This window comes from Allobosea minatitlanensis (assembly GCF_964020775.1).
Map to the genome: position 1 here is coordinate 2,479,850 of NZ_OZ224509.1, position 20,756 is coordinate 2,500,605.

Annotated in this window: 16 protein-coding genes; 8 read left to right on the top strand and 8 right to left on the bottom strand. The window is 69.0% G+C overall.

Features of this window, described 5'->3' with window-relative positions; all coding sequences use genetic code 11:
- Positions 1 to 18 precede the first annotated feature (18 nt).
- Positions 19 to 1,386, bottom strand: coding sequence for a bifunctional UDP-N-acetylglucosamine diphosphorylase/glucosamine-1-phosphate N-acetyltransferase GlmU (glmU, locus tag ACWH43_RS12335; RefSeq protein ID WP_260348389.1), 1,368 nt, complete (start codon positions 1,384 to 1,386; stop codon positions 19 to 21).
- A 295-nt stretch (positions 1,387 to 1,681) separates the two neighbouring features.
- Between glmU and ACWH43_RS12340 the strand changes: the two genes are divergently transcribed.
- Complete coding sequence (locus tag ACWH43_RS12340; protein WP_158443700.1) at positions 1,682 to 3,241, top strand: glucan biosynthesis protein; 1,560 nt, start codon at positions 1,682 to 1,684, stop codon at positions 3,239 to 3,241.
- Positions 3,229 to 5,415 carry a glucans biosynthesis glucosyltransferase MdoH gene (mdoH, locus tag ACWH43_RS12345; RefSeq protein ID WP_375797008.1) on the top strand — a complete coding sequence of 729 codons (2,187 nt, stop codon included), beginning with the start codon at positions 3,229 to 3,231 and terminating at the stop codon, positions 5,413 to 5,415. The genes ACWH43_RS12340 and mdoH overlap by 13 nt, the downstream gene beginning before the upstream one ends.
- 13 nt (positions 5,416 to 5,428) lie before the next feature.
- Here mdoH and ACWH43_RS12350 read toward each other — a convergent pair whose 3' ends face one another.
- The 4 genes from ACWH43_RS12350 to tpiA all read right to left on the bottom strand — a co-directional run bounded on the left by ACWH43_RS12350 (position 5,429) and on the right by tpiA (position 9,797).
- Positions 5,429 to 6,310: a VOC family protein gene (locus ACWH43_RS12350; protein ID WP_158443701.1), complete on the bottom strand. Its 882-nt coding sequence runs from the start codon at positions 6,308 to 6,310 to the stop codon at positions 5,429 to 5,431.
- A 223-nt stretch (positions 6,311 to 6,533) separates the two neighbouring features.
- Positions 6,534 to 8,162 carry a CTP synthase gene (locus ACWH43_RS12355; RefSeq protein WP_158443702.1) on the bottom strand — a complete coding sequence of 543 codons (1,629 nt, stop codon included), beginning with the start codon at positions 8,160 to 8,162 and terminating at the stop codon, positions 6,534 to 6,536.
- Positions 8,163 to 8,376: 214 nt separating this feature from the next.
- Complete coding sequence (gene secG, locus ACWH43_RS12360; RefSeq protein ID WP_158443703.1) at positions 8,377 to 8,790, bottom strand: preprotein translocase subunit SecG; 414 nt, start codon at positions 8,788 to 8,790, stop codon at positions 8,377 to 8,379.
- Between the two features lie 242 nt (positions 8,791 to 9,032).
- Positions 9,033 to 9,797 (bottom strand): triose-phosphate isomerase, encoded by a 765-nt coding sequence (gene tpiA / locus ACWH43_RS12365; RefSeq protein WP_158443704.1) that lies wholly within the window; start codon positions 9,795 to 9,797, stop codon positions 9,033 to 9,035.
- Between the two features lie 190 nt (positions 9,798 to 9,987).
- Between tpiA and ACWH43_RS12370 the strand changes: the two genes are divergently transcribed.
- Entirely contained in the window at positions 9,988 to 11,901 is a 1,914-nt protein-coding gene (locus ACWH43_RS12370; protein WP_158443705.1) for a peptidylprolyl isomerase, read from the top strand.
- A 2-nt stretch (positions 11,902 to 11,903) separates the two neighbouring features.
- The gene (gene trpE / locus ACWH43_RS12375; RefSeq protein ID WP_158443706.1) at positions 11,904 to 13,418 is read left to right on the top strand and encodes an anthranilate synthase component I; all 1,515 of its coding nucleotides are present in this window, start codon (positions 11,904 to 11,906) and stop codon (positions 13,416 to 13,418) included.
- 54 nt (positions 13,419 to 13,472) lie between these two features.
- Here the strand turns inward: trpE and ACWH43_RS12380 are convergent, their stop codons facing one another.
- Positions 13,473 to 14,045: a TIGR00645 family protein gene (locus ACWH43_RS12380; protein ID WP_158443707.1), complete on the bottom strand. Its 573-nt coding sequence runs from the start codon at positions 14,043 to 14,045 to the stop codon at positions 13,473 to 13,475.
- Between the two features lie 248 nt (positions 14,046 to 14,293).
- On the opposite strand from ACWH43_RS12380, the gene ACWH43_RS12385 reads away from it, so the two are divergent.
- Together ACWH43_RS12385 and xth are read left to right on the top strand one after the other, a co-directional pair.
- Complete coding sequence (locus tag ACWH43_RS12385) at positions 14,294 to 14,716, top strand: BA14K family protein (protein ID WP_158443708.1); 423 nt, start codon at positions 14,294 to 14,296, stop codon at positions 14,714 to 14,716.
- Between the two features lie 136 nt (positions 14,717 to 14,852).
- Positions 14,853 to 15,632 carry an exodeoxyribonuclease III gene (gene xth / locus ACWH43_RS12390; RefSeq protein WP_158443709.1) on the top strand — a complete coding sequence of 260 codons (780 nt, stop codon included), beginning with the start codon at positions 14,853 to 14,855 and terminating at the stop codon, positions 15,630 to 15,632.
- 309 nt (positions 15,633 to 15,941) lie between these two features.
- On the opposite strand, the gene ssb is transcribed toward xth, so the two are convergent.
- Together ssb and ACWH43_RS12400 are read right to left on the bottom strand one after the other, a co-directional pair.
- Positions 15,942 to 16,481 carry a single-stranded DNA-binding protein gene (ssb, locus tag ACWH43_RS12395; protein ID WP_158443710.1) on the bottom strand — a complete coding sequence of 180 codons (540 nt, stop codon included), beginning with the start codon at positions 16,479 to 16,481 and terminating at the stop codon, positions 15,942 to 15,944.
- 476 nt (positions 16,482 to 16,957) lie between these two features.
- Positions 16,958 to 17,524 (bottom strand): biotin transporter BioY, encoded by a 567-nt coding sequence (locus ACWH43_RS12400; protein WP_158443711.1) that lies wholly within the window; start codon positions 17,522 to 17,524, stop codon positions 16,958 to 16,960.
- Between the two features lie 226 nt (positions 17,525 to 17,750).
- On the opposite strand from ACWH43_RS12400, the gene ACWH43_RS12405 reads away from it, so the two are divergent.
- Entirely contained in the window at positions 17,751 to 18,929 is a 1,179-nt protein-coding gene (locus ACWH43_RS12405; RefSeq protein ID WP_158443712.1) for a pyridoxal-phosphate-dependent aminotransferase family protein, read from the top strand.
- Positions 18,930 to 19,030: 101 nt separating this feature from the next.
- Entirely contained in the window at positions 19,031 to 20,653 is a 1,623-nt protein-coding gene (locus ACWH43_RS12410) for an ABC-F family ATP-binding cassette domain-containing protein (protein WP_158443713.1), read from the top strand.
- The last annotated feature ends 103 nt before the right edge of the window (positions 20,654 to 20,756 follow it).

The window sequence follows — 20,756 nt, forward strand, 5'->3', positions numbered from 1 at the left end:
GCCAAGCTGTCTTCCGGGCTATTCTACCGCTTTTTTAGCCGCCTTGCGAGCGGCCGCCGCTTCGCGGAAGCTCCTGGCCCAGCCTTCCTTCTCGACCTGCCGCCCGCGGCCGACCGCGAGCGCGTCCGGCTTGACGTCCGCGGTGATGACCGAGCCCGAGCCGACATAGGCGCCCTCGCCGATGGTGACGGGCGCGACGAGGGAGGAATTCGAGCCGACGAAGGCCCCGGCGCCGATCGTCGTCCTCGCCTTGGCGAAGCCGTCATAGTTGCAGGTGATGGTGCCGGCGCCGATATTCGCCGCCGCGCCGATCGAGGCGTCGCCGATATAGGTCAGGTGGTTGACCTTGGCGCCGGCGCCGATCTCGGCGGCCTTGATCTCCACGAAATTGCCGGCCCTGGCCTTTTCCGCGAGCTTCGCGCCGGGGCGCAGGCGGGCGAAGGGGCCGACCATCGCGCCCGGCCCGACCTGCGCGCCCTCCAGATGCGAGAAGGCGTGGATCACGGCGCCGTCGGCGATGCGGACGCCGGGCAGGAAGACGCAGTTCGGCTCGATCAGGACGTCGCGTCCGACCTGCGTGTCGAAGCTGAAGAAGACCGTCTCGGGAGCGATCAGCGTGGCGCCCTCGGCCATGACCTCGAGGCGCCGGCGCCGCTGGAATTCGGCTTCCGCGGCAGCGAGCTGGGCGCGGTCGTTCACACCCTGGACCTCGCTCTCCGGCGCCCGCAGCACCGCCGCCCCGAGCCCGCGCGCGCGGGCGGCCGCGACCGCGTCGGTCAGATAGAACTCGCCCTGGGCGTTGTCGTCGCCGATCGCGTCCAGGATCGCGAGCGCGTGCTCCCCCGCCAGCGCCATCAGCCCGGCATTGCAGAGCGTGATCGCGCGCTGTTCCGGCGAGGCGTCCTTGTGCTCGACGATGGCCTCCAGCCCGCCGTCGCGCTCGATCAGCCGGCCATAGCCGGTCGGGTCCCCGGCCTCGAAGCCCAGCGCCACGACCGCCGCGCCCTTGGCCAGAGCGGCACGCAGCGCGGCGAAGGTCTCCGGCCGCACCAGCGGCGTGTCGCCGAAGGCGACGATGACGTCGTCATAGCCCCGCAGCAGGCTCTCCCGCGCCGCGAGCACCGCATGGGCGGTGCCGCGCCGCTCGTGCTGGACCGCGAGCGCGGCGGCCGGAAAGCGCTCCCGCACCTCGCGCGCGACCTCGGGCCGGTCCGGGCCGATCACCACCGTCGCGGCCTCGGCGCCGGCCGCCGCGACAGCCGCCAGCACATGGCCGAGCAGCGAGCGTCCGCCGACCTCGTGCAGCACCTTCGGGCGCAGGGAGCGCATGCGCGTGCCCTCCCCGGCCGCCAGGATCACGGCGAGGCAGGAGCGGGCAGGCTGCATTTCGGTCATGTTTTTCGTTTCCCTTGCGGGGCGGCCGCCGAAGGGCGGTCGATCCGGCGCATGATGGCGTTGCAGGGCGCGTGGATAGCCGATCCGCGCGACATTTGCCAAAGTCAATCGCATGATCGGAGGGGCGAGACGATGAGCGTCGAGACAGCACAGGCCCGGTAGCCTGCGGCCGGATTCAACAAAAGCAGGTGCCGCGCGCTTTTCCGCGCGCCGGCGCTTTCCACCCGTATTGGAAATGCTCTAGAAGCGCGGAGGACGAGGGCGTCGTCCGCGTAGTTTGGACCACATGGCGAAGTCTTTGAATCGCAGACAATTTCTGGAAGCCGCTGCCGGCGGCGCGGCGCTGGCGTCCCTGGCGGCCTCCGCATCCGCCCAGGCGCCGACCGGGGCCGCAGCCTTCAACATCCCCAGCCTCGGCAACGGGCAGCGCTTCGACGCCGGCCTGGTCGTCGACGCCGCGCGCATGCTCGCGCAGAAACCGCTGATTCCGCTGACGGCGACGGATCTGCCGGAAGGCTACGCCTCCCTGCCCTTCGACCAGTATTCCGGCATCCGGATGCAGCCCGGCGCGACGATCTGGGCGGGCGAGAATCGCGGCTTCACCGTCGAGCCGCTGCATCGCGGCTATGTCTTCTCCAATCCGGTCAGCCTCTTCACCGTCGAGGACGACATGATTCGGCGCGTCGCCTTCGACCGCGCCAAGTTCGACTATGGCCGGGTCGCCCCGCCGCCGGACAATGCCGACCTGCAATTCTCCGGCATGCGGATCTCGGCCGGGCTGGAGCGCCCCTTCGAGGTCGCGAGCTTCCAGGGCGCCACCTTCTTCCGGGCGATCGCGCGGGGCCAGAATTTCGGCGCCATGGCGCGCGCGCTGATCCTGCGCCCCGGCGAGCAGCGCGGCGAGGAGATCCCGTTCTTCCGCGCCTTCTGGATCGAGCGGCCGAACCCGGCGACGGCCGCGCTCGTGATTCACGGGCTGCTCGATTCCGAAAGCGTCAGCGGCGCGGTGCGGATGACGCTGCGCCCCGGGGACGTCACCTATGTCGACGTCGAGACCACGCTGTTCGCGCGGCAGGCGCTGGACCATGTCGGCTTCGGCTGCGCCACGGCGAGCTTCCTGTCCGGCCCGCAAAGCCGGCGCACCTTCGACGACATTCGTCCGGCGATCCACGAGGTTTCGGGCGTGCAGATGGAATCGGGTGGTGGCGAATGGATCTACCGCCCGGTCAACAACCCCACGGCCCTTCAGGTCTCCTCCTTCGTCGACCAGAATCCCAAGGGCTTCGGGCTCGTGCAGCGCGAGCGCGATCCGGCCGCCTTCCAGGACGACGACCAGCGCTTCGAGCTGCGGCCCAGCGTCTGGATGCAGCCGCTCGGCGATTGGGGCGCGGGCTCGGTCCAGTTGATCGAGATCCCGAGCGAGGCCGAGCCGAACCGCAACATCATCATGTACTGGCGGCCGAAGCAGGCGCTCGCCGCCGGCAGCGAGACGGCGATCAGCTACCGCCAGGCCTGGTGCTGGCAGCCGCCCGACCGGCCCGACCTCGCCGTCGCGACCCGCGTGCGGCAGGGCAAGGGCTCGCAGGGGCGCCGCCGGCGCTTCCTCGTCGAGTTCACCGGCGACAGGCTCGCGGATGCCGGCATCGTGGCGGCGACCCGCGCCGCGATCACGACCCAACCGGGCAGCATCCAGAACGTCCGCCTGTGGCCCTATCCCGAGCGCAAGCTGATGCGCGTCGGCTTCGAGGTCGACCCGGGCAACGACAATCTCTGCGAGCTCCGGCTCGTCCTGCAAGCGGGCGGCCAGCCCGTCTCGGAAACCTGGTTGAACCGATGGACGTGGTAGACGCACCCCGCCCGACTCCGGCCGCGCCCGAGATGCGCGCGATCGTCTCGCGCGAACCGGCGACGCCGGACGAGAACCGGCTCGTCATGCCGGTGCAGTCCTTCCGGAGCTGGAAGGCGTCGGACCGGCGCCAGCCGGCCCAGCCGCACAACTGGCGGACGCCCTGGCTCCAGCGGCTCTTCGTCTTCGGCGGCGGGCTGGCGCTGACCGCCTTTGGCGCCTGGGAAATGTACCATGTCGTGTCGGTCAGCCGCACGACCTCGCTGCAGTACGTGCTGCTCGCGCTGTTCACGATCAACTTCTCCTGGATCGCGCTCGCCTTCACCAGCGCGATCCTCGGCTTCTTCGGGGTGCTGTTCGGCGTCGGCCGGGCGGAGCGGGCCGAAACCCTGCAGCACCGCACCGTCGTGGTGATGCCGATCTACAACGAATCCTCGGCCAGGACCTTCGCGGCGGTCGCCGCCATCCGCGAATCCGTCGAGGCGACCGGGCTCGGCGACCATTTCGACTATTTCATCGTCTCCGACACCACCAATCCCGACATCTGGATCTCGGAGGAACGAGCCTTCCTCGCCCTGCGCGAACGGCTCGGCCCTGAATCGCGGGTCTATTATCGCCATCGGCCGAAGAACCATCACCGCAAGGCCGGCAACATCGCCGATTTCGTGACACGCTGGGGCGGGCATTACGAGCACATGATCGTGCTCGACGCCGACAGCCTGATGACCGGGAGCTGCATCGTGCGCCTCGCCGCCGCGATGGAGGCCGACCCGGATGCCGGCATCATCCAGTCGCTGCCGCTGATCATCAACCGCAACACCTTCTTCGCGCGGCTCCAGCAGTTCGCGGCGCGGGTCTACGGCCCGGTCATCGCGACCGGCCTCGCCATGTGGTCGGGCCGCGACGGCAACTACTGGGGCCACAACGCCATCATCAGGACGCGGGCCTTCGCCGAGCATTGCGGCCTGCCGGACCTCAAGGGCAAGCCGCCCTTCGGCGGCCATGTGCTCAGCCACGACTTCGTCGAGGCGGCGCTGATCCGCCGCGCCGGCTGGTCGGTCTACATGCTGCCGGACCTGACGGGCTCCTACGAGGAAAGCCCGCCCTCGCTGATCGACATCTCGGTGCGCGACCGGCGCTGGTGCCAGGGCAACCTCCAGCATGCGCGGATCATCGGCGCCAAGGGCTTCGTGCTGCCGACGCGGCAGCATTTCGCCACCGGCATCATGGGCTACCTCGCCTCGCCCTTCTGGCTGATGCAGCTCGTGGTCGGCATCCTGATCGTGCTGCAGGTCAACTACGCGCGGCCCGAGTACTTCACCCAGGAATTCACCCTCTTCCCGGTCTGGCCGCGCTTCGACCCCGAGCGCGCCTTGCGCCTCTTCGCCATCACCATGGCGATCCTGCTGGCGCCGAAGCTGTTCGGCCTGCTGCTGACGCTGTTCAACAACCGGCTGCGCCGCGCCGGCGGCGGCGCCATCAGGCTCGTCCTGTCCTCGCTGCTGGAGGTGCTGTTCTCGGCCTTCTTCGCGCCGATCATGATGCTGATCCAGTCCGGCTCGGTCTTCCAGATCCTGCTCGGGCGCGATACGGGCTGGAACCCGCAGCGCCGCGACGACGGCTCGATCCCGCTCAACGACATCATCCGGCGGCACCGCACCCATACCGTGCTCGGCGTGGTGACCGGCCTCTCGGCCTTCATGATCGCGACCTCGCTCTTCGCCTGGATGTCGCCCACCATCGTCGGCCTGGTGCTGGCGATCCCGCTGTCCTGGGCCTCGGGCCAGCTCGCCATCGGGCTCTGGCTCAAGCGCCGCGGCCTGCTGCTGACGCCGGAAGAGGGCGAGCCGCCGGCCGTCGCCCTGCGCGCCAACGAATTGCAGACGGAATTCGCCAAGGCCGGCTTCGACGATGCCGACGGGCTGAAGGCGATCCATGCCGACGCCGAGCTCCGGCACGCGCATGAGCTGATGCTGCCGGACGCGCAGCCGCGGCGGCGCGGCGAGATCGACCCCGAGCGCGCCGTGGCCCAGGCGAAGCTCGTCGACGCCGAGACGATCGAGGACGCGGCGATCTGGCTGAAGCCGAAAGAGCGCATGGTCGTGCTGCACGACCGCGCGCTGATCGGGCTGCTGTCGACGCTGCCGAGCGAGCGGGCCGAGAGCGCGGCCTGAAGGCCGCGCCGGCTCAGGCCGGCTCGAAGGCGACCATGCAGCCCATCGCGTCCCCGGCCTGGACGAAGACCCGCTCCTCGTTCTGGACGAAGGGGATTCCGGCCGCGGTCAGTCGCTCCGCCACCGCCTCCAGATCCGGCACCGAGACGCAGAAGCCGAGGAAGCGGGCCGGCGTCGTGTCGGGCTCGACCTGATAGGCGCCCTGCGCGGTCTCGGGGTCGAGCACGTCGAGGCGGCCGCGCGGCAGGGCGAGCACATAGTCCTCGTTGCCTTCGAGCACCTCGGCGCCGCCGCTGAAGGCGGTGAGGAAGGCGCGATGCGCGGCGGGAACGTCGGCCAGCATCACCGCCGAGGACAGCGCCGTGGCGCCGTTCGGGTGCTGCTGGAAATCCGGGTTCCAGAAGTTCTGCGGCTCGAGCTGCCGGCAGACGAAGAAGCCGCATTCCGGCGCCTTCGGGTCGGCGGCGAAGGCGAGCTCGAAGGCGACCCTGACCGCGGAGCCGTCCGGCCGGCGGGCCTCGCGCTCGAAGAAGAACGGCTCGTAATCGCCGATCCCGGCCGCCTTGAACGCCGCCGCGTCCGCCTTGGCGTCCCGGCTTTCGAGCACCAGCATGGACAGCCCCTCGCCCTGCCCGGCCAGGGCGTCGCGCACGAAGGCGCCGAAGGAGAAGCTGCGCGCGCCGGCCGGCGGGATGGCGCCGGGATCGACGACCGTCACCAGCTCGAGGAAGGAGCCGGGGAACTGGACGATCCGATTCTCCGTGCCCCAGGGGTGGCGGTTGCGCGCGCCGACCCGGAAGCCGAGCTTCTCGTAGAAGGCGCCGGCCGCGTCGAGGTCGCGGACGCCGATGACGAGATGGTCGAGGCCCCGGGGTGCGGGAGCGTTGGCAGGCATGGCAGACCCTTTCGGCAGGCTGGTCGGGCCGAAAGGCTAGAGCATCGGACCGAAAAGTGGAATCCACTTTTCGGAAAAATCCGATGCACCAACAATGAGATAGATCATCGTTACCGCGTCCGAAAGGACGCGCGATGATCTAGAGCATTTTCCGATCGCTTTGAAAGCTCTATGCGCGGGATGCCGACGGCAGGCGCCCCGGGGGGCGCGGCCTCGCGCCGCCTCAGACCAGGCGGCTCTGGATCACCGCCGCCTCGATGAAGCTGGCGAAGAGCGGATGCGGCTCGAAGGGGCGCGACTTCAGCTCGGGATGGTACTGCACGCCGATGAACCAGGGATGCTCGGGATACTCCACCGTTTCCGGCAGCAGGCCGTCCGGCGAGACGCCGCTGAAGCGCAGGCCCTGCGCCTCCAGCCTCTCGCGATAGTTCATGTTGACCTCGTAGCGGTGGCGATGACGCTCCGAGATCTCGGTCGCGCCGTAGATCTTCGCGATCTTGGTGTCGGGCAGGAGCTGCGAGGCGAAGGCGCCGAGCCGCATCGTGCCGCCGAGATCGCCGCCGGCCGCGCGCTGCTCCAGCTCGTTGCCGCGCAGCCATTCGGTCATCAGGCCGACGACCGGCTCCGTGGTCTCGCCGAACTCGGTCGAGCTCGCCTCCTTGATGCCGGCGAGCGAGCGGGCGGCCTCGATCACCGCCATCTGCATGCCGAAGCAGATGCCGAAATAGGGCACCTTGTGCTGCCGGGCGAAGGTCGCCGCCTTGATCTTGCCCTCGGCGCCGCGATAGCCGAAGCCGCCGGGCACGAGGATGCCGTGGACATGCTCGAGGAAGGGCGTCGGGTCCTCCTTCTCGAAGACCTCCGATTCGATCCAGTCGAGATTGACCTTGACGTTGTTGGCGATGCCGCCATGGGTCAGCGCCTCGATGAGGGACTTATAGGCGTCCTTCATGCCGGTATACTTGCCGACGACGGCGATGGTGACCTCGCCTTCCGGGTTCTTGACCCGGTCGGAGATGCGCTTCCAGTTCGAGATGTCCGGCTCCGCCGAGGCGTCGAGGCCGAAGGCGGCGAGCACCTCGTTGTCGAGCCCTTCGGCATGGTAGGAGAGCGGCACGTCGTAGATCGAGGCGACGTCGCGGGCCTCGATCACCGCTGTCTCCCGCACATTGCAGAACAAGGCGAGCTTGCGGCGCTCCTCGCGCGGAATCTCGCGGTCGGTGCGGCAGAGCAGGATGTCGGGCTGGATGCCGATCGAGCGCAATTCGGCGACGGAATGCTGGGTCGGCTTGGTCTTCAGCTCGCCGGCGGTCGGGATGTAGGGCAGCAGGGTCAGATGCGTGAAGATGCACTGGCCGCGCGGCAATTGCTGGCTGATCTGGCGGATCGATTCGAGGAAGGGTAGGCTCTCGATGTCGCCGACCGTGCCGCCGATCTCGACCAGGGTGAAGTCGTAGCCCTCATTGCCGGCGAGGACGAATTCCTTGATCGCGTTGGTGACGTGCGGGACGACCTGGATGGTGGCGCCGAGATAGTCGCCACGCCGCTCCTTGGTCAGGATGTCCATATAGATGCGGCCGGTGGTGATGTTGTCGCCCTTGTTGCAGGGCCGGCCGGTGAAGCGCTCGTAATGGCCGAGGTCGAGATCGGTCTCGGCGCCGTCGTCGGTGACGAAGACCTCGCCGTGCTGATACGGGCTCATCGTGCCCGGATCGACGTTGAGATAGGGGTCGAGCTTGCGCAGGCGGACCTTGTAGCCGCGCGCCTGCAGAAGGGCCGCGAGAGCCGCCGCCGCCAGGCCTTTGCCGAGCGAGGACACCACGCCGCCGGTGATGAAAACATACCGCGTCATGGGAATTCACCTCTATCGCCACGGGTTCGATTCGCTAAGCGCTTGCAGAGCAGTCCCGCCTTGCCCTGAGCGCTTGTCCACAAAGAGAAGGCCGGTCGCCCGGCCCGCCCTCACATCAAAAGAGAAGGGCCGGTCACCCGGCCCCTGCCAAGATCGTCCTGTCCGGCGGGTCCTTCTCGCAACAGCGGAAACCGCTCCTGCGGGACCGGCCGCCTCACTGCTGCGGCGCCGCCGGCGGCGAAGGGGGCTGCGCCCCGCCCTGCGTCTGGTTCTGGAGCTGGCGCAACTGGTCGAGCACGCCGCCCGCATTGGGCGCGGCCGGCGCCGCGGGCTGGCCCGGATTGGCCGGCGCGGTCGTGGCCGGAGCGCCGTCGATGATCGAACGCTGCTCGCGGCCGCGATTGGCCATCACGGCCAGCACGATCGAGGTCAGGAAGAACAGGCCGGCGAGGATCGCGGTGGCCCGCGTCAGCGCGTTGGCCTGGCCGCGGCCGGTCATGAAGCCGCCGACGCCGCCGCCACCGCCGGAGCCCATGCCGAGGCCGCCGCCCTCGGAGCGCTGCAGCAGCACGACGCCGACGAGCGCGACGACGATGATCAGATGGATGACGATGAGAACGTTCTGCATGATCTCACGAAATGGGCATGGCGCGGGCCGCCGCCAAGGGCGGTCCGCTCCTCCTCGAAGGGCGAGGCGAATTCGGCCGGGCACATAGCACGCGCTTTCCGGCTGCGCCACCCCTTGGACGTCGGTTGTCGAGGCTCGTCATCCACCGCCGTCATTCCGGGCTCGGGCCTGAAGGCCCCCGGAATGACGGCGTGGTTCCGTGCAGAGTCAGGACGCTCCTAGCGAAGGAACAAGCGCGCCCCTCAGCCGGCGCAGGCCCGCGCGATCGCCAGGAACTCCTCCGCCTTGAGGCTGGCGCCGCCGACCAGCGCGCCGTCGACATTGGCGACATTCATCAATTCGGCCGCGTTCGAGGGCTTCACGGAGCCGCCATAGAGCAGCCGCACGCCGGCCGCCGCCGCCTTGCCGACGATCCGCGCCAGGTCCCAGCGGATCGAGGCGTGCATCTCGGCGACGTCGTCGGCCGTCGGGGTCAGCCCGGTGCCGATCGCCCAGACCGGCTCGTAGGCGATGACGAGGCTCGCGGCGTCGAGCCCTTCCGGCACCGAGCCCTTGAGCTGCTTGCGCACCACGGCGAGCGCCTTGCCGGCCTCGCGCTCCTCGCGCGTCTCGCCGACGCAGATAATCGGCACCAGCAGCGCCTTGCGCGCCGCCTCGGCCTTGGCGCGCACGGTCGCGTTGCCCTCGCCATGGAGGGTGCGCCGCTCGGAATGGCCGACGATGCAGAACGCGGCACCGGCATCGGCCAGCATCGCGGCCGAGACCTCGCCGGTGAAGGCGCCGGAGGGCTGCACGCTGCAATCCTGCCCGCCGGTCGCGATGCGCGAGCCGATCAGCGCGGCGCTGGCCGGGAACAGCAGGGTCGCGGGCGGGCAGATCGCCAGATCGACGGCGGCCTTCAACGCGGCGTCGTAGCCGCGGGCGACCTCGGTCGCGATGGCGAGGTCGGCCTTGAGGCCGTTCATCTTCCAGTTGCCGGCCACCAGCGGCCTGATGCTGCGCGTCACGTTGGTCGTCCTCCGGTCTTGGCTGGGACCGCCTCTAGCAATGCCCGGCTGGCGCCGCAATCTCATGTGAAGCGACCGGGAAGCCAAGGCGGCGATTGCGGCTTTCGCCGCCGGTTCCTATAAGCAGCGCCGGAAAAACGCGCGCGGCCCCGTTTCGCGCCACGAACAGGCTCAGGGAAAGACAGTTTCCATGATGATGCAGGGCATCCGCAAGGCGGGACAAGGTTTCCTCGGGAAGCTCGTCATCGCCGTCATGTTCGGCTTCCTCATCATCTCCTTCGCGATCTGGGGCGTGGGCGACATCTTCCGTGGCTATGGCCGCAACGAGGTCGCCAAGGTCGGCAAGGTCGAGATCGGCGTCGAGCAGATGCGCTCCGCCTATCAGAACGACCTGCAGAACCTGATCCGCCAGCAGCGCCGGCAGATCTCGCCGGAGATGGCGCGCGCGCTCGGCCTCGACCGGCAGGTCCTCTCCCGCCTGGTCAGCGAGGCCACGCTCGACCAGACGGCGCAGGGCATGGGGCTCGCCGTCTCCGACGAGACGATCCGCAACCTGATCTTCGACGACCCGGTCTTCCGCGACGCCTCCGGCCAGTTCTCGGCGGCGCGCTTCAACGAGCTGCTGCGCTCCAACGGCTACAGCGAGCAGTCCTATGTCGCGCTCCAGCGCGCCACGATCCTGCGCCAGCAGGTGGCGGAGCTGATCTCCGGCGGCTTCACCGTGCCGATCGCCCTCCAGGAAATCGGCAACCGCCTGCGCAACGAGAAGCGCGCCGTCACCTTCGCGCGCATGCCGGCGAGCGCCGCCGGCGAGATCGCCGCCCCGACGCAGGAGCAGCTCAAGAGCTTCTACGACGAGCGCAAGGTCGCCTTCCGCGCCCCGGAATACCGGACCGCCGCGATCCTGGCGATCACCGCCGATGCCGTCGCCGACCCGGCCAAGGTCACCGAGGACGAGGCGAAGGCGCGCTACGAGGCGCTGAAGGCGCAGCGCTTCACCACGCAGGAGACCCGCACGGTCGAGCAGATCCCCTTCCCCACCGCCGCGGAGGCGCAGGCCGCCAAGGCCAAGATCGACGGCGGCGAGACCTTCGACGAGATCGCGACCGAGCGGAACATCGCCTTCAAGGACCTGACGCTCGGCACCTTCACCCGCGACCAGATCTTCGACCCGGCCGTGCGCGAGGCCGCCTTCGCCCTGGAGCAGGGCGGCGTCAGCGCCCCGGTGACGAGCGCCTTCGGCGTCGTGCTGCTGCGCGTCACCAAGGTCGATCCCGCCCATGTCCGGCCCTATGAGGAGGTCGCCGAGGAGGTGAAGAAGGAGATCGCGACGGGCCGCGCCGCCAGCCTGATCAGCGAGCTCCACGACAAGATCGAGGACGAGCGCGCCTCCGCCAAGCCGCTGGCCGAGATCGCCAGGCAGTTCAACCTGACGCTGCGCAGCGCCGGCCCGATGAGCCAGGGCATGACCAGGCCTGACGGTTCGCGGGAAGAGCCCCTGCCCGGCGGCGACGCCACGCTGCGGGCGATCTTCGCCTCCGATATCGGCGTCGACAACGAGGCGATCCGCCTGCCCCAGAACGCCGGCTATGTCTGGTTCGACATCAGCAAGATCGATCCGTCGCGCGATCGCGGCTTCGACGAGGTCAAGGCCGAGGTCGAGACGCAATGGCGCGCCGACGAGACCGCGACCAGGCTCGCCGCCAAGGCGCGCGAGCTGGTCCAGGCCCTCGACAAGGGCGAGGCCTTCGCCACGGTCGCGGCCTCCGCCGGGCTGACGGTCGAGACCGCCACCGGGATCGGCCGGCAGGAGCAGCGCCCGGAACTGCCCGGCAACGTCGTGACCCAGATCTTCGGCACCACCGCCGGCAAGGCCGGCTCGGCCGCCGGCGCCGAGGGGAGCCGCATCCTGTTCAAGGTCGATTCGGCGACCGTGCCGCCCTATGTCCGCACCACGCAGGAGGCGGATAATTTCGTGCGGCTGCTCTCGGCCAATCTGAGCGAAGGCCTGCTGCTGCAATATGTCGCCGAGCGGCAGGCCAAGCTCGGGGTCCGCATCAACGAGGCCGCCTTCCGCAGCGCGACGGGCGGGGCGCAGAACTGACGATGCCGCCGATCGATACGTTCGAGCGCTTCGCGCAGACCTATGAGACGGGCGCCCCGCAGCTCCTGCGCCGGGTCCTCGTCGGCGATTGCGAAACCCCGGTCGCCGCTTTCCTGAAGCTCCGGCACGCGACCTCGGGGCCGGCCTTCCTGCTCGAATCGGTCGAGGACGGGGCGGTGCGCGGGCGCTATTCGATGATCGGGCTGGAGCCCGACCTGATCTGGCGCTGCCATCACGGAAAGGCGGCGATCTGCCGCCCGGCGCTGGGCGAGGCCTTCCTCAACGATTCCCGCCCGGCCTTCGAGAGCCTGCGCGCCCTCCTGGCCGAGAGCGCCATCCCCGAGGCCGAGGACCTGCCGCCGATGGCGGCCGGCGTCTTCGGCTATCTCGGCTACGACATGGTGCGCCTGATGGAGCGCCTGCCGGAACCGAAGGAGACCGGCACCGGCGTCCCCGACGCGATCCTGACCCGGCCGACGCTGATGGTCGTCTTCGACGCGGTGCGCGACGAGATCCATATCGTCACGCCGGTCAGGCGGCAGCCCGGCGTCGCCGCGCGCCACGCCTATGAGCGGGCGCAGGAGCGGCTCGACGCCGTCGTCGACGCGCTCGAAGGCGCCCTGCCCGCCGAGGCCGAGATCGACATCGCCAGCCTGCCCGAGCCGGTCACCACCTCGAACACGAGCGAGGCCGACTATCTCGCGATGGTCGCCCGGGCGAAGGACTACATCCGCGCCGGCGACATCTTCCAGGTGGTGCTGTCGCAGCGCTTCGAGGCGCCCTTTTCGCTGCCGCCCTTCGCGCTCTACCGGGCGCTGCGCCGGGTCAATCCGGCGCCGTTCCTGTGCTATCTCGACTTCGGGGAGTTCCAGATCGTCTGCTCCAGCCCGGAGATCCTGGTCCGGCGGCGCGACGACACGGTGACGATCCGCCCGATCGCCGGCACCCGCCGGCGCGGCGCGACCCCGGCCGAGGACGAGGCGCTCGCCGCCGAATTGCTGGCCGACCCGAAGGAACGGGCCGAGCACCTGATGCTGCTCGACCTCGGCCGCAACGATGTCGGCCGCGTCGCCGAGATCGGCTCAGTCAAGGTCACCGATTCCTTCTTCATCGAGCGCTACAGCCAGGTCATGCACATCGTCTCCAATGTCGAGGGACGGATCGACCCGCGCCACGACACGCTGGCAGCCCTGATCGCCGGCTTCCCGGCCGGCACCGTCTCGGGCGCGCCGAAGGTCCGGGCGATGGAGATCATCGACGAGCTGGAGCGCGATGCGCGCGGCGCCTATGCCGGCTGCATCGGCTATTTCGGCGCCAATGGCGAGATGGACACCTGCATCGTCCTGCGCACCGCCGTGGTCAAGGACGGCAAGATGCATGTCCAGGCCGGCGCCGGCATCGTCTACGATTCCGACCCGGCCTCCGAGCAGGAGGAGTGCATCAACAAGGCCAGGGCGCTCTTCCGCGCGGCCGAGGAGGCGATCCGCTTCGCCGCCCGCAGCGGGCGCGGCCAGTAGGCCGATCAGAAAGGGCGGCGCAGGCGCCGCCCTTCCGGTCAGTGGCCTTCCCGGTCAGTGGCCCTTGCCGCCGGCCAGCGTCATCCGGTCGACCCAGGCGATGCCGATCGCGGACAGGATGAAGACCACATGGATCGCGGTCTGCAGGATCACGCCGGTCGGCGTGTAGTTCGCGGTGACCGCGGTGCCGATATTGCCGGCCTCGATGAATGTCCTGAGCAGATGGATCGAGGAGATGCCGATGATCGCCATGGCGAGCTTGATCTTCAGGATGCTCGCATTGACGTGGCTGAGCCATTCCGGCTGGTCGGGATGGTTCTGCAGGCGCAGCCGCGAGACGAAGGTCTCGTAGCCGCCGACGATGACCATGATCAGCAGGTTCGAGATCATCACCACGTCGATCAGGCCGAGCACGACCAGCATGATCTGCTGCTCGCTGAAGGAGGTGGCGTGGCTGATCAGGTGCCAGAGCTCCTTCAGGAACAGGAACACGTAGACGCATTGCGCGACGATCAGCCCGAGATAGAGCGGGAGCTGCAGCCAGCGCGAGCTGAAGATGATGAACGGCAACGGCTTCATCTCGCCGTGGGCAGCAGGGTTCTGGGAATGGCCGCCGGGATGCGCCATGGTCGTTTCTTCGTCCTTCGCGTGGAGGGTGCGGGTGAGGTGCAGTGCAGCGCTAGATGGCGAGCGAATCGCCGATGCGCAACCCGTTTGCCCGTGACAAACGACAGTCCGGCCACAATCCCGTGACGGCGCAATTGCGCCGATATCGAGCGCTAGTCTTCCATCCAGGTCGACAGATCGCTAGGGTCGAGTCCTATCGGGGGAACTGGCGGCGTTCCACTCCCGTTGGAGAAAAAAGGAGTTTCGTCATGATCAAGTCTCTTGTCGTGGCAGCCGCGCTGGCCGGAGGAGCCGCCCTGGCGGCGCCGGTTTCGGCCGCTCCTCTCAATGCGGCCGGCGCGGCCCAGTCCCTCTCGACGGGCGGCAGCGCCCTGGTGCAGGAGGTGCAGTGGCGCCGCTACGGCTACGGCCCGCGCTATTACGGCTATCGGCGCGGCCCCGCGATCGGTGCCGGCATCGCCGCCGGTATCCTCGGCGGAGCGCTCGCGGCCGGCGCCCTCGCCGCGCCTCCTCCGCCGCCGCCGGTCTATTATCCCGCGCCGGCGCCGGTCTATGGCTACGGCATCGAGGATGTCGACGCGATCGCCTATTGCTCGCGCCGCTTCCGCTCCTACGACCCCGAGACCGGGACCTATATCGCCAGCGGCGGCGTGGTTCGCGCCTGCCCCTGACAGCAACCGACGTCCCGGCCGGGAATCAATGCCTCCCCGCAGCGATGCGGGGAGTTTTCTTTTGCGGTGGAAAGCGGCTTGCCAGAGCGGCGGCGATCCCGCTTATCCTGCCTCCCGCCTCAGATCGGAGCCTTTCGTGCGTATCGCCACCTGGAACGTCAATTCGGTCCGCCAGCGGCTCGGCCATCTGCTCGACTTCCTGAAGGAGGCGGAGCCCGACGCGCTCTGCCTGCAGGAGATCAAGTGCCTGGATGCCGACTTCCCGCGCGGCGAGATCGAGGCGGCCGGCTGGCAGGTCGAGACGCATGGGCAGAAGACCTTCAACGGCGTCGCCATCCTGAGCCGCGCCAAGCTGGAGGATGTCGGCCGGGGCCTGCCAGGCGACGACGGCGACGGGCAGGCGCGCTATCTCGAAGGCGTGCTGCCGTTCGGGACGGGCGTGGTGCGGCTGGCCTCGATCTACCTGCCCAACGGCAACCCGCCGAACACCGAGAAATATCCCTACAAGCTCGGCTGGATGAAGCGGCTCACCGGCCATGCCCGGATGCTGCTCCGGCACGAGGAGCCGCTGGTGCTGGCCGGCGACTACAACGTCATCCCGGAGCCGCGCGACGCGCGCGATCCGGGCGCCTGGGTCAGCGACGCGCTGTTCCTGCCCGAAACGCGCGCCGCCTTCCGGGAGCTCCTCGACCTCGGCTTCGCCGACGCCCTGCGCAGCACGACCGATGCCGGCGGCCTCTACACCTTCTGGGATTATCAGGCCGGCGCCTGGCAGCGGAACAACGGCATCCGCATCGACCATCTGCTGCTGTCGCCGCAGGCAGCCGACCGCCTCGCCGGCGTCAGGATCGCCAAGCATGTCCGCGGCTGGGAGAAGCCCTCGGACCATGTGCCGGTGATCATCGAGCTGAACTAGAGAAGGCCGGCTTTACGCGGGAACAGGCCGTCATTCCGGACCCGACCGGAAATTCTTGCCGAAACCTCTTCCGGCATGGCTTCAGGCATGGATCCCGAATCTCCGCTTCGCTGCGTCCGGGATGACCCGCAGTTCCACAACACCGCGCCGGGCTCCGGAAAACCGCCGCGCGGCCGGCCGGGCAGCAGCGATGCGGGTCATGCCGGACGGAGCGCGGAAGCCCTGCCAGGACCTTTTGCCGGACAGGCTCCGTCGTGAATCCCGGGTCGAGCCCGGGACCGCCCTCGCCTGCGTGCAGCAGCGCCGGGACTAGAACGGGATGTCGTCGTCGAGATGGCTCGACGAGGAGCGCCCGCCGCCACCGCCGCCGCCCGACATCGCCGGCTGGCGCGAGCCGCCGCCCATCGCGCCGGAACGGCCGAAGGAGCCGCCGCCGGAGCGGTCCTCCCCATAGCTGCCGCCGCCGCCCTCGCCATATTCGTCGCCGCCGCCGCCCTGGCGGCTGTCGAGGATGGTGAGATCGCCGCGGAAACGCTGCAGCACGATCTCGGTGGTGTATTTCTCGACACCGGACTGGTCCTGCCATTTCCGGGTCTGGAGCTGGCCCTCGACGTAAACCTTCGAGCCCTTCCTGAGATATTGTTCCGCGACCTTGGCCAGGTTCTCGTTGAAGATCACGACCGAGTGCCACTCGGTGCGCTCCTTGCGCTCGCCCGACTGCTTGTCGCGCCAGGTTTCCGAGGTGGCGATGCGCAGATTGACGACCGGCTCGCCGCTGCCGAGGCGCCGCACCTCGGGGTCGCGCCCGAGATTGCCGACCAGAATGACCTTGTTGACGCTGCCAGCCATGACAGGCTCCACTTCCTGCGCACTTCAAACACAAACCGGCCGGACGACCGGAGCCGAACCCTATCGGCCTGTCCGCCCAATATCAATGATGTTCCCGCTTTGTTCAAGGGGCCGAAAGCCGGTTTTCCCCGGCTGATTCGTGGGGCTTCACGGAGGATGCGACCGGCCGGTTGCGATCGCAGGCGAGGATCGGCGTGGCGAAAGCGCCAGCACGGCGCCTCGCAGAACCGCTTTCATCATCGCATTCCCTCCGGCTGCGCAGCCCGGTCGCTTCCTGCCGGCCGACCTCCTGCAGGGAGCGCAAAACCCGCGAATCGTTCCCTCGTCGCGGCGGGACGCCGGCCCGCTCCCTTTCGCCAGCATCGCGGGGCATGGCGGGCGCGCCAGTTCCGACCCTGCCGGGCCGCGGCCCGAAACGAAACGACCCGGCAGGCCGACGCCTGCCGGGTCGTCATGGAAGAGGCTGTGAAGCCGGATCAGCTGCGCGGCGCGAAGGCCTTGAGCGCGGCCGCGGCGAGAGCCGATTTCAGCACGGCGCCGAGCACGAAGGGCGTGGCGCCGAGGGCGATCGCCTTCGGCAGGCCGATCAGGACGGCGAGCCAGGCCACGCCGATCACCAGGCAGAGCGCATTGCCGGCGAGCATCGCGGCGAAGGCGAGCCCGACCCGGCCGCCGTTCCAGCCGCGCTGGGCGAGCCAGCCGGTCAGCGCCGCGGCGAAGGGGAAGGCGATCAGATAGCCGCCCGTCGGGCCGGCGAAATAGGCCGCGCCGCCGACGGCGCCAGCGAGGACCGGCAGCCCGACGAAGCCCTGCAGCAGCCAGGCGATCACGGTGACGGAGCCGAGCCGCCAGCCATAGAGCGCGCCGATCAGCGTCACGGCGAAGGTCTGCATCGTCATCGGCACCGGATACATCGGCACCTTGATCTGCGAGGACAGCGCCAGCAGCAGGCTGCCCACGACGACGGCGCCGGCCTGCCAGGCGAGCGAGCGGCTTTCCAGGCGCAGCGGGCTGAAGGGGCGGCGGAGGGCAAGATCGGTCATGGTCGCTCCGTGGTACGATCGGCGACGGTGGTCGCGATTCCGGAGGGGCCTTGTGGTCCTTTTTCGGCGGGGGACGCAAGGCCTATCCGTGCGGGGCGCGTTCGGCATCCTGCCCGGCGGCGCCATGCAGGGCGGGAGTGCGGGCAATGCCGCGGCCTATCTTGCGCGCGCCCGCGATATGTCGGATGGCCTGCGGCAGGTGACCTTCCCGCCTCGAGGATTCCCGATGACCCTGGCCAATGGCCGGCAGCTTCTCGCGATGCCCGGCCCGACCAATATTCCCGACCGCGTGCTGCAGGCGATGATGCGTCCGGCCGAGGAGCTGGCCTCCGACAGCATCGTGAACCTGACGGAGACGGTGCTGGCCGATCTCAAGCGTATCTTCAGGACCGGGGGCGAAACCTTCGTCTATGCCGCCAACGGCCATGGCGGCTGGGAGGCGGCCTTCACCAACGTATTGTCGCGCGGCGACAAGGTGCTGGTGCTGGAGAGCGGGCGCTTCGCCGTCGGCTGGGGCGAGATGGCGCGCTTCATGGGCGCCGATGTCGAGATGCTGCCCGGAAGCTGGCGCCGGGCGGTCGACCCCGCCGCCGTCGAGGCGAGGCTGCGCGCCGACACCCATCACGCGATCAAGGCGGTGATGACGGTGCAGATCGACACCGCCGCCGGCGTCGTCAACGACATCCCGGCGATCCGCAAGGCGATCGACGCCGCCGGGCACCCTGCCCTGTTCATGGTCGACGGCGTCGCCTCGCTGGGCTGCATGGAGTTCGAGATGGACGCCTGGCGCGTCGATGTCGCCGTCTCCGCCTCGCAGAAGGGATTGATGTCCTCGCCCGGCCTCGCCTTCGTCGCCGCGAGCGCCAAGGCGCTGGCGGCGCATAAGCGCGCCGACATGCGCAGCGGCTACTGGGACTGGTCCGGCCGCATGGACACCATGGCCTATATGAAGCATTGCGGCACCGCTCCCGAGCATCTGCTCTTCGGCGTGCGCGCCGCCCTCGACATGATCTTCGAGGAAGGGCTGGAGGCCGTCTGGCGCCGCCACGCCGTCCTGGCCAGGGCGACGCATGCGGCGGTCGAGACCTGGGCCGGCGGCCAGTCGCTGGGCTTCGGCGTGCCGGAGCCGCAGGAGCGCGCCCCGTCCGTGACGACCATCCTGACCCCCGGCTTCGAGGTGACGGCGCTGACCGATTTCGTGCGCGACACCTGCGGCGTCTCGCTCGGCCTCGGCATTGGCGACTATACCGGCAAGGCCTTCCGCATCGCGCATATGGGCCATTTCAACGCCGCGGCCCTGCTCGGCACGCTCGGCGCGGTCGAGATGGCGCTGCAGGCCAGGGAAATCCCGCACGGCTCCGGCGGCGTCGCGGCGGCGGTCGCGAGCCTCGCCGAAGCGGCCTGAAGCAGACAATCACCCGCCGTCATTCCGGGGCTCAGCGCTTGCGCGCGCCCCGGAATGACGGCGGTTCCGTATCCAGATCCAACAATCCCGGCCCCACACCGATGATCCGGCTCGAAAATATCAGCAAGCAGAACGGCAAGCAGATCGTCTTCATCGAGGCCTCCGCGGCCTTGCAGAAGGGCGAGAAGGTCGGCCTCGTCGGGCCCAACGGCGCCGGCAAGACCACGCTGTTCCGCCTGATCACCGGCGAGGAAAGCCCCGACGAGGGCCAGGTCTCGATCGATCGCGGCACGACCATCGGCTATTTCAGCCAGGATGTCGGCGAGATGTCCGGCATGAGCGTCGTCTCGGCCGTCATGGACGGCGCCGGCCTGGTTTCGAGCGTCGCGGCCGAGCTCGCGGCGCTGGAAGCCGCCATGGCCGACCCCGACCGGGCCGACGAGATGGAGGAGATCGTCCTGCGCTATGGCGAGGTTCAAGCGCGCTTCGAGGAGCTCGACGGCTACGCGCTCGACGGCCGCGCCCGCGAGGTTCTGGCCGGCCTCGGCTTCAGCCCGGCGATGACGGAGGGCGATGTCGGCGCCCTTTCCGGCGGCTGGAAGATGCGCGTCGCGCTCGCCCGCATCCTGCTGATGGCGCCGGACGCGATGCTGCTCGACGAGCCCTCGAACCATCTCGACATCGAGAGCCTGATCTGGCTGGAGGAGTTCCTCAAGGGCTATGAGGGCGCGCTCCTCATGACCTCGCACGACCGCTCCTTCATGAACCGCATCGTCGGCAAGATCGTCGAGATCGACGGCGGCGCGCTCACCACCTATTCCGGCGATTACGAGTTCTACCAGCAGCAGCGGGCGCTTTCCGAAAAGCAGCAGCAGGCGCAGTTCGAGCGCCAGCAGGCGATGCTGGCCAAGGAGATCGCCTTCATCGAGCGCTTCAAGGCCCGCGCCTCCCATGCCGCGCAGGTGCAGAGCCGGGTGAAGAAGCTCGACAAGATCGAGCGGGTCGAGCCGCCCAAGCGCCGCCAGACCGTGAAGTTCGAGTTCCAGCCGGCGCCGCGCTCCGGCGACGATGTCGCGGGCCTGAAGGGCGTCGCCAAGCGCTATGGCGAGAAGGTGATCTATGACGGCTTCGACTTCCAGATCCGCCGGCGCGAGCGCTGGTGCGTGATGGGCGTCAACGGCGCCGGCAAGTCGACCCTGCTGAAGCTCGTCACCGGCACCTCCGAGCCCGATTCCGGAACCGTGCAGCTCGGCGCCGGGGTCAAGCTCGGCTATTTCGCCCAGCATTCGATGGAAATCCTCGACGGCGACAGAACCGTTTTTGAAACCTTGGAAGATGCCTTCCCGCAGGCCAATCAGGGCTCGCTCAGGGCGCTCGCCGGCTGCTTCGGCTTCTCGGGCGACGATGTCGAGAAGCGCTGCCGCGTGCTCTCCGGCGGTGAGAAGGCGCGCCTCGTCATGGCGCTGATGCTCTACGATCCGCCGAATTTCCTGGTGCTGGACGAGCCCACCAACCATCTCGACATCGCCACCAAGGAGATGCTGATCGAGGCGCTGGCGGCCTTCGAGGGCACGATGCTGTTCGTCAGCCACGACCGGCATTTCCTCGCCGCGCTCTCCAACCGCGTGCTGGAGCTGACGCCCGAAGGCGTCCACGCCTATGGCGGCGGCTATACCGAATATGTCGCCCGCACGGGGCAGGAGGCGCCGGGGTTGCGGCATTGACCGGGTAAAGGCGCGGTCATCCCGGGCGACCGTAGGGAAACCCGGAAACCACGCCTGAACCTTTCCAATCCACGCTCAGGCATGGATCCCGGATCTCCGCTTC